Annotated in this window: 8 protein-coding genes and 3 pseudogenes; 3 read left to right on the plus strand and 8 right to left on the minus strand. The window is 66.5% G+C overall.

The window, feature by feature from the left end; genetic code table 11:
- Positions 1-8: 8 nt before the first annotated feature.
- The 3 genes from DBP14_RS34700 to DBP14_RS34710 all read right to left on the minus strand — a co-directional run bounded on the left by DBP14_RS34700 (position 9) and on the right by DBP14_RS34710 (position 6,309).
- Positions 9-3,800: an amino acid adenylation domain-containing protein gene (locus DBP14_RS34700; protein WP_129311568.1), complete on the minus strand. Its 3,792-nt coding sequence runs from the start codon at positions 3,798-3,800 to the stop codon at positions 9-11.
- Positions 3,801-3,981: 181 nt separating this feature from the next.
- Positions 3,982-4,938, minus strand: a complete 957-nt coding sequence (gene speB / locus DBP14_RS34705) for an agmatinase (protein WP_129311569.1) — start codon at positions 4,936-4,938, stop codon at positions 3,982-3,984.
- Positions 4,939-5,001: 63 nt separating this feature from the next.
- Entirely contained in the window at positions 5,002-6,309 is a 1,308-nt protein-coding gene (locus DBP14_RS34710; RefSeq protein ID WP_164992481.1) for an aminotransferase class I/II-fold pyridoxal phosphate-dependent enzyme, read from the minus strand.
- Between the two features lie 934 nt (positions 6,310-7,243).
- On the opposite strand from DBP14_RS34710, the pseudogene DBP14_RS34720 reads away from it, so the two are divergent.
- Positions 7,244-7,645: pseudogene (locus tag DBP14_RS34720) on the plus strand (transposase family protein); the annotation flags it as partial.
- A 355-nt stretch (positions 7,646-8,000) separates the two neighbouring features.
- Positions 8,001-8,356: pseudogene (locus tag DBP14_RS34725) on the plus strand (IS110 family transposase); the annotation flags it as partial.
- 92 nt (positions 8,357-8,448) lie between these two features.
- Here DBP14_RS34725 and DBP14_RS34730 read toward each other — a convergent pair.
- The 4 genes from DBP14_RS34730 to DBP14_RS34745 all read right to left on the minus strand — a co-directional run bounded on the left by DBP14_RS34730 (position 8,449) and on the right by DBP14_RS34745 (position 12,262).
- Positions 8,449-9,417, minus strand: coding sequence for an LnmK family bifunctional acyltransferase/decarboxylase (locus DBP14_RS34730; protein ID WP_129311571.1), 969 nt, complete (start codon positions 9,415-9,417; stop codon positions 8,449-8,451).
- Between the two features lie 259 nt (positions 9,418-9,676).
- Positions 9,677-11,161 (minus strand): aminotransferase class V-fold PLP-dependent enzyme, encoded by a 1,485-nt coding sequence (locus tag DBP14_RS34735; RefSeq protein ID WP_164992482.1) that lies wholly within the window; start codon positions 11,159-11,161, stop codon positions 9,677-9,679.
- Between the two features lie 184 nt (positions 11,162-11,345).
- Positions 11,346-11,930: a GNAT family N-acetyltransferase gene (locus DBP14_RS34740; RefSeq protein ID WP_129311573.1), complete on the minus strand. Its 585-nt coding sequence runs from the start codon at positions 11,928-11,930 to the stop codon at positions 11,346-11,348.
- 92 nt (positions 11,931-12,022) lie between these two features.
- Positions 12,023-12,262: an acyl carrier protein gene (locus DBP14_RS34745; protein ID WP_129311574.1), complete on the minus strand. Its 240-nt coding sequence runs from the start codon at positions 12,260-12,262 to the stop codon at positions 12,023-12,025.
- 755 nt (positions 12,263-13,017) lie between these two features.
- Between DBP14_RS34745 and DBP14_RS34750 the strand changes: the two are divergent.
- Positions 13,018-13,184: pseudogene (locus DBP14_RS34750) on the plus strand (ATP-binding protein); the annotation flags it as partial.
- Positions 13,185-13,295: 111 nt separating this feature from the next.
- Here DBP14_RS34750 and DBP14_RS34755 read toward each other — a convergent pair.
- Positions 13,296-13,805: a hypothetical protein gene (locus DBP14_RS34755; protein WP_129311575.1), complete on the minus strand. Its 510-nt coding sequence runs from the start codon at positions 13,803-13,805 to the stop codon at positions 13,296-13,298.
- Between the last annotated feature and the right edge of the window lie 73 nt (positions 13,806-13,878).

The following is a 13,878-nucleotide window of genomic DNA, read 5'->3' on the forward strand; positions in this document are numbered from 1 at the left end:
CGGTGTGGTCAGGACTGGGCGGTCGGGCTCAGCGAGCGCCAGTAGGACTGGAGTACGGGGTCGATTCGGTGCGCGGTGTGGGCGATGGTGGTGAGGTCCTCGCCGTCGTCGACGGCGATGGTGATCACCTCGGTGCAGGCCTGGATGATCTGGGGCGGGGCCTGCCGGTAGGCCGCGACGTAGGCACGGACAGGTTCGGGTACCGGGGTGTTGCCGCGGCTAAGTGCGGTGTCGAGTTCCGCGCAGACCGCGCACCACAGCATGAGATCGGTGCGCAGGGCCGCTGCAGCCGCGCCGATCGGGGCCTGCAGGCCCAGCCACGAGATGAACTCCGCGAAGGTTTCCGCTCCTTCGGGCGGGCAGGGGCGGTCGGGGCCTTCCGCGGGGATGTCGAGTGCGGCGGCCGCGGCGTGCAGGGAGGACCGGGCGGCGGTGATCGCCTCGGCCACGCCGCTGAACAGCTGTCGGGCGGTGTCGTTCCGGCTGCGTTGTGCCAGGTGGGTGAAGGCGGCGATTTCCGAGGGCTGGGCGTGGAGTTCCGCGGCGATCAGACGGCGCAGGTGCCCGATGCCGAGGGTGCCTGCCATCGCCTCCTTGTAGAGCGCGTTGTCGCGTACGTGCGCGGCCATGTCGGGCTGGAGTTGCTGGATGGCGTGGCGGATGTGCTCGGCTGGGTCTTGCACGGCGTGGTCCTCCTGGGGTGCGGGGATGAGCGCGGCCCGGTCCGGTGAGGAGGGGGGCGGCGTCAGGAAGCCGGATTCGACGAAGTACCGCAGGTACAGGTCGATGAGGGTGGCGTCCACCGACGGCAGGTCCAGGCCGGCGCCCTGGGTGGCGCGCTCAAGATTGGTCCGGGAGAACTGGGGGAAGATCTCCGCGAAGTACATCTCCTTGACGGTGATGGCGGTGTCTGCCGCGCCCTCGTTGAACATGGGCATGAAGGCGGTCATGGGGTGATGCGGGTCTTCGCGGGTGAGTTCGGTGACCATGTCGACCCATTCCCCGTAGGGGATCTTCTTGACCCGGTAGCCCATGTGGCGAAGCCGGTCCACGAGCAGGGACAGCCGTCCGTCGTGGGGGTTAGTCAGGTTGTACACCCGCCCGTCGGGCCGCTGGGTGTGCAGGATGTGGACGATGGCCTCGGCGGTGTAGTCGACGGGGACGAAGTCCAGCGGCAGTTCGACATCCGGTGCCAGTCCGGTCTCCGCGATGGTGCGGAACCACGCGCACATGAGGGTGTCGGTGTTCCAGATGCCGCGGTCCCGGGTGCCGCTGATCTCGTACGGCCGGTAGATGGAGACCGGCAGGCCGCGTGCGGCGGCCTCGCTCACCAGGCGCTCGGCGACCCATTTGCTCTCCGCGTAGCCCAGTGAGATCCGTTCGGCGTGGGCCAGGGGCTGGTCCTCCATCACGTAGCGGACGTCGGCGGTGCCGAATCCGACCAGCGTGATGATGGTGGAGACATGGTGGAACGGCTTGCGGCGGTGCGTGGTGGCGAGGTCGAGGAGCGTGAGGACGCCGTCGACGTTGGTGCGCTTCATGGAGCTGTACGGATAGGCGAAGTTGATCAGCGACCCCGAGTGCACGATCGCGTCCACCGACCTCGCGATGTCGTCGAAGGCTTCGTCGCTGAGGCCCAGGCGGGGGCGGGAGATGTCGCCGGGAACCGGGATGACGTGGTCCTTGACCGCGTCGTAGTCGAGTCCGTAGCGCCGCATCCGGCCGGCGAGCCGGCGCCGGGCCGCGTCGGCGTCGGACGCGCGGACCAGGCACCACACCTCGCGGACCCCGGACTTGACCAGCTGGTCCAGCAGGAAGCCGCCCTGGAAGCCGGTGGCGCCGGTGAGCAGTACGCGATGCGGGTCGCACACGTCCGCCACCAGCGGTGCGTCGAAGCGCAGGGTGCCTGGCAGCTGTGCTTCGCGGGCGAAGTCGACGGCCGGTTCCGCGACGGGATCGGTCGAGCCTGCCAGTAGGGAGTCGATCCGCTCGGTGAAGGAGACGACGGTGGCGTTGTCGAGCAGGGTACGGATCAGGTACCTGCCGTGCCGCGCGTCCAGTGCGACGCGGTGGCTGATCGCCGCGGCGACCTGCGCGGCCTGCAGCGAGGTGCCTCCCAGGCCGAAGAAGTCGTCGGTGCGGCGCACCGCGGTGATGCCGAGGACGAGTTGCCACACCTCGGCCACGGCCCTCTCGGTTCCGTCCTGGGGCCGTTCGTTCTCGGCCAGGGGGATGTCCGTCTGACTGTCGTCGGAGAGCAGCGTGGCCCGGTCCACTTTCCCGCTGGCGTTGATGGGCATCGCGTCAACGGTCTTGATCTCGTGCGGCACCATGAAGACGGGAAGCCGGTCCCGCAGGTACTGGCGCAGCAGCATGGGCAGGGTCCGCCGCTCCGCGTCGTCGCCGGCCACCACCCAGCCGAGCAGTCTCTTGTTCTCTCCCGCGGTCTCCCTGACCTCGACGACCGCTTCCTTCACCTGGGGATGTGCGGCCAGCACGATCTCGATCTCGCGCAGCTCGACCCGGAATCCGCCGAGTTTCATCTGCCGGTCACGGCGGCCGAGGAACTCGATGACTCCGTCGGCCCGCCATCGGCCCATGTCACCGGTGCGGTAGAGAAGGCCGTGCCCGTCCGGGGAGAACCGGTCGGGAACGAACCGCTCGGCGGTCAGTCCTGGCTCGTTGAGGTATCCGAGCGCCACACCGTCCCCGCCGACCCACAGCTCTCCCTCCTCACCGACGTCGGCCAGGGTGCCGTCAGTCCGGACCACGTACGCGGTGGAGTTGGAGATCGGCCGTCCGATGGGCACCGACTCCGCCTCCGGCGGGAGGTCCTCGACGATGTGCGCGGTGGACAGGGAGGTGTTCTCGGTGGGTCCGTACCCGTCGATCAGCTGACCCGGCCGGCCTTTGTCCAGGATGGCGCGCACCGCACCGGGGTTGAGCGCGTCCCCTCCGGCGATGAGACAGCGCAGGTTGCGGAACATCTCGGGCCGCTGCGCCGCCATCTGGTGGAAGAGTGCCGCGCCCAGCCACATCACCGTCACCCGGTGCTGGGCCAGCACGCGGTCCAGGGCCGCGGCCGACAGTAAGGTCTCCTTGGCCGGCACGAACAGCCGGGCCCCGTTGAGCAGGGGGCCGAACAGGTCCAGGACCGAGAGGTCGAAGGTCAGGTTCACGGTGCCGCAGACCACGTCGTCCGCGGTGAAACCGATCAGATCGGTGTTCCGTACCAGCCGGACGATGCCGCGGTGCGCGATGATGACGCCCTTCGGCTCACCTGTGGATCCGGACGTGTAGAGCACGTAGGCCGGGCTCTCGGCGGAGAGCTCTCCCGGTACCGGTGGTGCCACTGCCTGGGGCAGCCGGCCGATGTCGACCGCGGTCACCTTGGAGGGCAGCAGGTGGGCGTACCGCTGGGAGGTCACCGCCCAGCGGCAGTCGGCGTCGGCGAGGATGCCCTCGATCCGGCCCGGCGGGAAGGCGAGGTCGACCGGAAGGTACACCGCTCCGAGCCGGAGGATGCCCAGAATCGCGACGTAGCCTTCCACGGACCTTTCGAGCGCCACGGCGACGATGTCGCCCATGCCGACTCCCTGCCCGGCCAGGGCACCGGCGACGCGCTCCACGCGCTTCGAGAGTTCCGCGTAGGTGATGTCCGCGCCGTTCTCCGGGGAGATCGCGACGGACTGGGGGCTGCGCCGGACCTGCTCCTCGAACAGGTCCGGAACGGTCGCGCCCCTGGGGTATTCGGTCCGGGTGGCGTTCCACGACTGAACCTGATTAGTGTGAAGGGTCATGGGTGGCGGCTCCTTTGGATGTGGTCCGGGCAGACGGGCCCGCCGGAACGGGCCCGGCACGTTCTGCCCTGTGTTGGGGTGACAGCCGACGGGTACGGCCCGTGCACCGCCCCGACGCAGGTCGGACCGGTGATGGGGCGGGTGGACGCGCCGCACCCGTGGGGCAGTGGTCAGAGCTGGTTCACGCCTCTGTCCGGCGTGCCATGAGGGTGATGAGGTCGTAGGAGACGTGGGCGGCGGCGACGGCGGTCATCTCGGCGTGGTCGTAGGCGGGGGCGACCTCGACCAGGTCGGCGGAGACGATGCGGCAGCCGGCGAGGCCACGCAGGATTTCCAGGAGCTCGCGCGAGGTCAGGCCGCCGGCCTCGGGCGTGCCTGTGCCGGGGGCGTGGGCCGGGTCGAGGACATCGATGTCGGCGGAGATGTACAGGGGACGGTCGCCGATGCGTTCGCGCAGCTGGTGGCTGACTTCGTCGACTCCGCGGCGCATGACGTCGGCGGCCGTGGTGATCCCGAAGCCCATTTTCGCGTCGTCGGTCAGGTCGCCGCGGCCGAAGAGGGGGCCGCGGATCCCGATGTGGCAGAGCGCCTCGGTGTCGAGGAGGCCCTCCTCGACCGCCCGGCGGAACGGGGTTCCGTGGGTGTAAGGGGCGTCGAAGTAGGTGTCCCAGGTGTCGAGGTGCGCGTCGAAGTGGAGCAGGGCGACGGGCCCGTGGCGTTTGGCGGCCGAGCGCAACAGGGGCAGGGTGATGGTGTGGTCGCCCCCCAGGGTCATCAGCCTGGTGCCGTGGGCGAGGAGTTCGTCCGCGCCCGCCTCGATGGCCTCGATGGCTTCCTCGACGCGAAAGGGATTGACGGCCAGGTCTCCGGCGTCGGCGACCTGGACGAGGTCGTAGGGGGCGGTCTCCTGGGCGGGGTTGTAGGGACGCAGGGGGCGGGAGGCCTCCCGGATGGCGCCGGGTCCGAAGCGGGCGCCGGGGCGGTAGGTGACGCCGCTGTCGAAGGGGATGCCGAGCACGGCGATGTCGGCGGGATCGTCGAGCTGGTCGGCGCGGGGCAGGCGGGAGAACGTCGCGGGGCCGACGAAGTGGGGGCTGTGGGAGGCGTCGACGGGCCCGCGCGGAGCGGTGTGCGCCATGGTTCATCTCCTGCTGGGGGCGGTGTGAGTGGTCGGGTGTGACTGACCGGGGCTTGGTGCTGGTCAGGTGAAGTGCAACTTCTCGCGACAGCAGTTCAGCGCTTCGCCCAGGGCTTCGAGGTCGCCGTCGGTCAGGTCCGCGCGCATGGCCAGGCGCAGGACCTCTTGGCCGCGTGCGCGCAGCGGGCCTTGGAAGACCGATGCGACGAAGCCGAGGTCGCACAGCAGGTGGAGTACCTTCTCGCCCAGTTCGGGTCGTCGCAGGGGCAGGGCGATGATGGGGGACGCGGAGTTGCCGACAAGGTCGAAGCCGTCGTCGAGGAGCATCTCCCGCAGGGTCAGGGAGACGTGTTCCAGCCGTCGGCGGCGCCGGTCACCGTGTGGGCCGGCTACCAGGGGGATCATCTGCCGGGCGGTGTCGGCGATCCAAGGGGGGACGGGCGCGGAGAAGACGTGCTGGGGGCTGCACAATTTCAGCAGCGCGGCGAGGTCGGGGTCGTTGAGTACCACGTATCCGCCGGGCTGGCAGAAGGCCTTGGTGAGGGTGCCCATGAGGATGAGCCGGTTGCGGTAGCGGTCGAAGTTCTCCACTTTCGCGGTGACGCCGCGTCCTTGGGGTCCGATGACACCGACCGCGTGGGCCTCGTCCGCGTACACCAGGCAGTCGTATCGCTCGGCCAGGGCGCACAGTGGAGCCATGTCCGTCTCATGGCCGGTCGCGGAGTCCACGGTGTCGGTGAGGATGATCCGCACAGCGGGCCCGGGAACTTCCCGCTGGGACTCCTGAAGTTGCTCCTCCAGGCGTGCCAGGTCCCCGGTGGGGTAGATCCGCGAGCTGCAGCGGTCCGGGCGCAGCCGGGTGGCGAAGCGGATGCCGTGCCGGGCGGAGAAGTGCAGATCGGAGTCGACGAAGAACAGCGTCGGAGCCTTGGCCGTGGGCCAGTCACCCACCGCGTCGGCGTGCATCCGCAGGAAGAAGCTGTTGCCGCGCAGCCCGAGAGCTTCCATGAGCGAGAAGTTCACCGGGTAGCCGGCCGTAAAGGTGATCGCGGCCGCGGATACGCCGAAATGGTAGGCGGCCAGTTCCTGTTCCAGCCGCTCGACCTGCCAGGTACGGATGATCGCTTCGCTGCCTGGAATGCCGCAGTCGTGGCGCTGGAGGTTGCGCCGCATCAGCTCCTTGACTTTCGGATCGGAGCCGAGCGCGAGATAGTCGAGCCCGCTGAGGTCGATGACCGTGCGTCCCGCTATCCGCAGCTGCTTGCCGGTGAAATCTCCATGGGTGCGGTGCCGGGGTTCGGCTATGGTCAGCTCACTCTGTGACAGCCGGCGGAACCGCTGTCCTTCTTCCGTAAGAATCCGAACGCTCATCAGAAAGGACGCCTCCGCGTGGATTATGGGTACGGGCGAGGCCCTCGAACGATGCTCGCCACACGAACCGCCCCACCACGACAGCAGTTCGGACGCCCGTCCCGGAAGGCCAAGTCGGCGCAAGTGCGTGAATGCGTTGAAAATCTGTGCGGATGCGGAATCGTCGGCCAGGGAATCCGGGCGGGACCGGGGAGTTGACAGCGGGCCGGTGCACAGGCGACCGTCGAGGATACGGGGGTATGTCATGCGCCACTCCACGCCGTTCTGGCCGAACCAGGCCGGGCCCGGATTTCATAAGTGCACAAGGTTGCGTGGTATGCCCCGCTTCCACCGCCCCGGATCCCTCGATATTCGCCACCGCCACCGAAGGCGGTGCTCCTCCTGAACCGGGCGGAGCCGGAAAGAGGGAAACAGTGCGCGGAAACTCGTCACCGGCCGTCCAGGACGGCTCGCGGGCGACGAGTGTCGCTGCGGCGGGCAGTTGGCCCCGGTGCCGTCGGCTTCCGAGGGTGTCAGTGAGTAGGTGTTGCTTGCGTCCGTTGATCTCATCTCGGGCGTCATATCCCGTAGCGAGAGTGACGGCGGCGTCCGCCTTCACCGACTGCGAGTCCACGATGGCCGCGCCAGACCCGTATCCCGCTGGCGGGCGATGAAGGCAAACACAAGCGGCCAAGGTGGGAAGTCCAGGGCATGCCTGCCACGTCCCTAAGGACTCCGCGAGGAGTCCCCGCCCTCATACGCTTGCCGGGGCCCGGAAGGCATCACCGGCCGTTGAACGCGACTCTGCTCGACCCGCTGCCGTCCCCAGGTCCTCGCCACCCTTGACCGAACTCGCCCTGGGATCGGCGTTGGTGACCGCCAAGCGGAACCCGGCCGTACGATGCTCGCTTGCGCAGTGCACCGCACGCCGGGTCACCCGCGCCCCAAAAGTGTCGAGCACACCACCCTGGCGAAGGTCGCTGCCGGGTTCCAGATCAGCGAGTCCACCGCCCACGCCTAGACGAGCGCGGTCATCGACCTCCTCGCCGACCGTGATCCGGGCCTGCTGAAGGTCCTACGCGAGCAGGATCCGGACTTCGTCCTCCTGGACGGCACGCTTGCCGAGTGCGACCGGGGTCGACGACGGACGGGCCGACTACTCCCACAAGCACCGCCGGCACGGGGTGAACGTGCAGGTAGTCACCGATCCGGACGGCCGGTGTGGTTCTCGCCCGCCCTGCCGGGCCGCTCCCACGACCTGACCGCCACCCGCACTCACCGGATCATCCGCATCTTCGAGCGCGAGGGCGTGCCCATGCTGGCCGATCTCGCCTACCCGGGCGGTGGCCCAGCACTCAAGGGATACCAAGATCTCGCGCGTCACCACCCGCCACGTCATCCAGGCCGAGCAGCGCGTCCGGCTGGCCCTCGGCACCCCCCGCCGACGTCCCCCGTTATGTTCTTCGCGGTCCTGCAAGAGGGCCGCTGGCCTCAGGGCCCGGCATGGCTGTGTCGCCCTGTCGAAGGCATGACCTGGGGGGTGGTGTCACCGGGTCCGAGAGGTGCCGCCGGAGACGCTGATGAGAGGTCCGACTACCGCCTGGCCTGGCGCAACGCCCGGCCGTTCTCGGGCGGCAGGTCTGCATAACGTGGATGCGCGAGTACGACACCAATGCCCAGGCCAGCACCACTGCAAGGAAGTTGAGAGCACGATGTTCGACACCGGCGACGTGGGCGTCTTCCTCGGCCTGGACGTCGGCAAGAGCGCCCACCACGGGCACGGGCTGACCCCGGCCGGCAAGAAGGTCTTCGACAAGCAGCTGCCCAACAGCGAGCCCAAGCTGCGGGCGTGTTCGAGAAGCTGGCCGCGAAGTTCGGCACCGTCCTGGTGATCGTGGACCAGCCCGCCTCCATCGGTGCCCTCCCGCTGACCGTCGCCCGCGACGCCGGCTGCAAGGTCGCCTACCTGCCGGGCCTGGCGATGCGCCGGATCGCCGACCTGTATCCGGGCGAGGCCAAGACCGACGCCAAGGACGCCGCGGTCATCGCGGACGCCGCCCGCACCATGACCTGACCGGGACCACCCACGGGCAGGGATCAACGCGATATCACGGACGCACGGTCGACCCGCCGCCTTCATGAAACAGCGAGGCCGGGTTGTCAGGCCGTATGGCGGAAGGCGGCGACAGCGATGACACGGTTGGTGGTCACATCGTCCACACGTATCTCGGTTCGTTCCTCGGCGGGGTTCTTCGGGTTGTGGGTGGTGCGAAGGCGGAGCCGAAGTACGGCGTCGATGTCGGCGTTGGCCAGGTAGCAGACCCGTGCATCGTGGATGGTGCGGTCGTGGAAGGAACGATCTGACCGACCAAGCTTTTGCCACAGACGTAGGAGAGCATTTTCGGAAATGGAGAAGAGGGAGGCGAAGTATAGGAGTCCGACTCCATTTACGTCTTGCACGACGTTGATTGGGTAATCAACGAACATGTCTGGATACGCGGAGGGCCAGTCCGCACTGAGCGGGTCATGAAGTGTTTGCTGAAAACGAGCACGACGATAGTGGTCATGAGGTGAATAGTTGGGAGGGAATTCGGGTAGTTGGTTGTGGGAAAACCCAACGGGCAATGATCGTTTGAGGTTCACGTTGGTGTGACTGCTGGCGCGGGAAACCCATAGATTCAGGTTTTCGACTTCGATGCAGTCTGACTCAGGATGTGAGGGAGCTACGTCGCCGTGTTCATCCTGCGGCAGCAGCAGTCCGTCATCTTCGGTGTCGCGCCTGATCCGATGCAGAGTGAGAACCGAGCCACGTTCGGTATCGAAGAAGACCTCGGACCGCACGTCCAGGCGGTCGCCGAAGTCAAGCTGTTTAAGATGGAAACCTGGACCTGAGGTGATTCGGTAGTAGCAGTAGGACAGATATGTCGGCATTCCAAGCTCGTCGCGCGCGCTACAGACATTCAGCCCGCTCAGCGCGCTCACGGTCTCCCAGGTCCAGTCGCCGACCCGTGCGGCAAACAGGTGCGTGGGACCGCACATGCCCGGCTGGACGGTGACCGTCCGGCGTAGGCAAGCTGGTCCGGTGCGTTCGACATGGGTGAAGGGCGGGGTGCGCAGTGGATCAGTCAACGCAGCCTCCTGCTGGTCTTGCCGGGTGTCGAGTGATGGAGGGTGCCGGTCGGTGGAGCCGTGCCTATGGTGATTGAGCCTGCTCAGGGCTCGATGTGGTGAGACGTTTTCGATGCAGAGGCGGGGCGGCTGTCCATGGAGGAGCCTGAAGCGATGGCCGACAGGCGCCGCAAGGGTGTCGAATCACGGCAGGCCCAGGACGGCTGCACTTGAGCCGGATTGACCGGCGAAGCTCGCCGTGACCAACCAACTGCCGCTTTTACTCAGTTCTGAGTTGGCGATGGGCCCGGATGAGAGATGCAGCGGTCAGGGCGATGTCCTCGCTGTTTGTGGTCCAGTTGGCCAGGGACAGACGTAGTGTGGTGCGGCCCTTCCAGGAACTGGTCGCCGCCCAGCCCACTCCCTCGTGCTGGAAGCTGGCAGCGACGTGCGCAGTGTGGGCATCATGGTCGTCACCCATAGGGTCTTCGAACCACAGGAGGACCTGGTTGAGCGTCACGGTGTTGCACACATGCACGCCTGGTTCTTGGGCCATCAGCTTCGCCAGCTGCTGAGCATGCGCACAGGAGCGGTCGATGAGGTCGGCGATGCCCTGGCGGCCGAGGTGACGCAGGGCCGCCCAGAGCGGAAAGACGCGCGAGCGGCGGGAGACGTCGAGGTTCAGTGACGAGGGGTGGCGCTGGTCCGGATTGAGATGCAGATAGCCGGCCCGGGCTTGAAATGCCTCCTTGTGTGCCTGGGCGTCCCTGACGAACGCTACTCCGCAGTCGTACGGAGTGTTGAGCCACTTGTGGGTGTCGGTGGCGAGGGAATCGGCGAGGTCGACACCGTCCAGCAAGCTGTGGCGTAGGCGCGGGGAGGCGGCTGCCCATAGGCCGAAGGCCGCGTCCAGGTGCACCCATCCGCCGGACTCGTGCACCATCTCGCAGATCTGGCGCAGGGGATCGACACCGCCGGTGTTGATCTCACCGATCTGTCCGCAGAAGATGAGCGGGCCGGCAGTCGCCTTGCGTAGAGCGCTCGCCAGAGATGTGGTGTCAACGCGGCCGTTGTTGTCCGCGGGCAGCAAGGTGATCTGGTTGCCCAGGCCCAGAGCCTGCAGGCTGCGGAGGACAGCTATATGCACGGTCTCGTTGACAGCAACCGTAACCGGAGGTGCACCGTCGAGACCCTGTTCGGCGACGCACCATCCCTGATCAGCCAGGACCTTGTGGCGCGCGACGGTCAGCCCCAGCAGGTCGGCGTAGGTGGTTGACGGGGTGAAAGCCACGGAAGTCTCGCGCGCCAGCCCCAGAAGGTCAGTGAGCCACCTGGCGCAGATGTCCTCAACGACCGCTGTGGCGGGAGAGCCGTCGTGCACGATGGTGTTCTGGTCCCAGGTGCTGGTCAGCCAGTCTGCCGCCATCGCGACCGGAAGAGTTCCCCCAGTAACGTAACCGAAATAGCGCCCCGCACCAGAACGCACCAGTCCCGGCGCGGTCCCGCGGACCAGAAGGTCCAGCACTGCCAGAGTGTCCGTGGCGTCTTGCGGGAGTTCTCCCCCTAGTATCTCCTGAATATCATCGTCGTCACCAGTCGGGCCCACGGGAAGTGACGATTTGTCATGTTCCTCATGCAGATAGCCGAGCGCATGTTTAAGGGCAAGCCGCAGCACCGGCTCATAGGTGTGCGCACCTACTCTTGTTGTTTCCTGACTCTCTTGGGGAGTTCCCTTGGCTGCGGCGTCCACGTCTTTGTCCTTCACGAGTGAGAGTCTGGGGGAGCAATGAGCGGGTGCTCGGATGAGAGTCAGAATTTCCGCGAGGCCGTAGCGGCCCCCTGTACGCTGGGGCCGCAATCCACAGTCTGGTTCAGAGCCCTGCCCCGGCCAGAGCCCCGATGTGGCGACGCTCGGGATTGGCCGACGACTCTCTGACGTAATCGGGGTGCTATGCCATGGGATCTCGCCACATGGATGTCATCTCAACCCCGTCAGCCACTTTGTACGACCGGGTCGCTGTGAACCCCAGCCGTGAATAAGTATCTGTATTTCGCTGTTTTGTCGACTCGAGATAGAATGCCATGCCCTGTTCCTTGAAATTGTGTCGGAGCAGGAGTACACCGATCCCCTCATTTCGATAGCTCGGCCTCACTGCGAGGTACTCACCATACCAATGGGGCTTGTCCATCGGATGATTGTCACGTGCAGCATTGAGGTAGGCCAGTGCGTTGTCCGCACACTCGCCGCAGGTGTTTCGTACCTTCTGCTGTCCTGCCGCGTTCCACTCCGCGTCACTATCAACTGTGGAGGAAGGCTGGCCAATGAGGACGCCCTTGCCGTCGGCCAAATACGCCTGCCCGGCGTTGAGTGCTTGTTCGGCCATCATCTGGAAGTATGCCGGTGCAACCCGACGGTACAGTTCCTCCGTCTTGAACATCCATGTGAAAACTGGATCCTCGGCGAATCCCACGGTCAGGATGTCGGTAAGCTCGCTCAAATCTGCTTGCGTCGCACGACGCACTACTTGGGACATTGCCCACGCCTCCTTCGACTGAGTCGGTAACTACTGAGGGAGCACTCGGCGTTCGTCCTTAGTTCGTCCTAGCCGAGTCCCCAAGGGAGCCGTCAGGCTGCGGCGCGTTGTTCTTCGAGAAATCGGACAAGTTCGCCAAGTGTCCTCTGGCGGAACACATCTTCGTCTTGGAGTTCGATCTTCAGCTGTTTGCTGAGCGCGAGCGACAGGTCCAGCCGCGAGAGGGAGTCGAAGCCGAGGTCCCGAAAGGATGTGTCAGGTCGCAGTCGGTCCCGTTCCTGGTGAAATTGGGTCACGAGAGCTTCGACGACGATCTCGTATAGCGATGACATGACCCACTCCTTGTCGGTGGCTGACTCGGCCGGAACGGTGAGACCAGTCGACCAGATTCCATTACCTGTTGGCAGGTGTGGCGCAGCGCGAATCACGGGCAACGCATGCAACCTTGCGCGGTTGTGAAAGCTAGTCAGCCCGCGTCTGCCTCGGTGATATGGAGGGGACTGCTGCACGGACAGGTGACGCCTTGACCTGTCCTACGGGCTGGCCCAGATCTACTACCACACGGCCCTCGACCTGGCCCGCGAGGCCGGAGACTCGGTGACCTACGCCGGCACCCTGCGAGCGATGAGCCCTCAGGCATTGCGGATCGGCCACGAACGGCACGCTCTCGCGCTGGCCGACACGGCTGGGCCGGTGGGCTCCCAGGCGAACGCGCCTGCGAGGGCCTTCCTCCTCAGCAAGCAAGCCGTGGCGCGCGTCCACGACGGACAGCGGCAGGCCGCGCTCGATGCCCCTCGCCGCGGCCGAGGCATGCCTGGACCGGGCACGGAGTGTTCCCGGGCCCTTCACGGCCTACCCGCGAGCCGGGCTCGAATACCAGCGCGCACAGACCCTGATCGCCCTGGGGCTTCCGACCGAGGCCATGGCGGCGCTGCGTGCCTCTGCCCGTCAGCGCGCCCCCGAGCGGCGCAGGGCGCTAGCCATCACGGAATTCCGTCTGGGGCAGGTCCTCCTGTCCGCCGGCCACCTGGTGTCGGCGTACACGTGAAAGTGCATGGCCGTGTACGGATGAACGTGCAGAGCCAGCGTCCTCGTGGTCGATGAGGTCGGCTACCAGCCCCTCGGACGAGCTGAGGCGAACCTGGTCTTCCAGGTCATCTCGAAGCGCACGAGAAGGGCTCGATCATCCTGACCTCGAACAAGAGCTTCAGCGAATGGGGCCAGGTCTTCGGCGACGAGGTCCTCGCCACAGCAGCGGCTCTGTTAACGAGAACGGGTTCTGGCTCAACTTCTGTGACGCGGCCACGCTGAGTGAGCGGATCAGCTCGCGGGCGACGAATCCCGGTGGCGAGAAGGGACCGCTGGTCAGTCCCGCGCCTCGGCTCCCGCCCCCTTGTTAACGAACTGCTTCGCTGCCTCAACCGCTTCTCCGTTGAGTTCCTCGACGGATACTCCCCAGCTCTCCTCCCAGCCGTCCAGGTTGTGCGCGCAGGACACCAGTGGTGCCAGCTCTTCGGGGTAGCCGAGGTCATAGGCGATGTCTGCCCAGATGAGGTGAGTGCCGGTGGCGGGATCCAGGGATCCGTCGGCGATCTGACCGGCGATCCAGTAGGCCATCGCCCACTTTGCGGCCCGGGGGTCCGTGGGCGGATGGAAGAGCAGTCCCAGCTCGTCCAGGACTTGGTCGAAGAGCTCTGGCGCTTCGGGTTCTTCGCTTCGGAGGAGTCCCGCCAGCATGGCCAGGGACGGGCTTTCGACCCCAGCTACCAGCGCGTCCAGACCTGCCTGGATGAGCCTGTCCGACCCGACATGCCTGCCAAATGCCCTCTCACGCGCGATGTGTCTGAACTGATCGAGGGCGTCGTCGCTGGTCATCAAGGTCTTCTCCGTCGGCATCTGGAAGGGGAAGGCTTACACATCCGCCTCCGCGGCTGCCATCGAGTTCCTA

This window comes from Streptomyces sp. L2, from assembly GCF_004124325.1.
Taxonomy (GTDB): domain Bacteria; phylum Actinomycetota; class Actinomycetes; order Streptomycetales; family Streptomycetaceae; genus Streptomyces.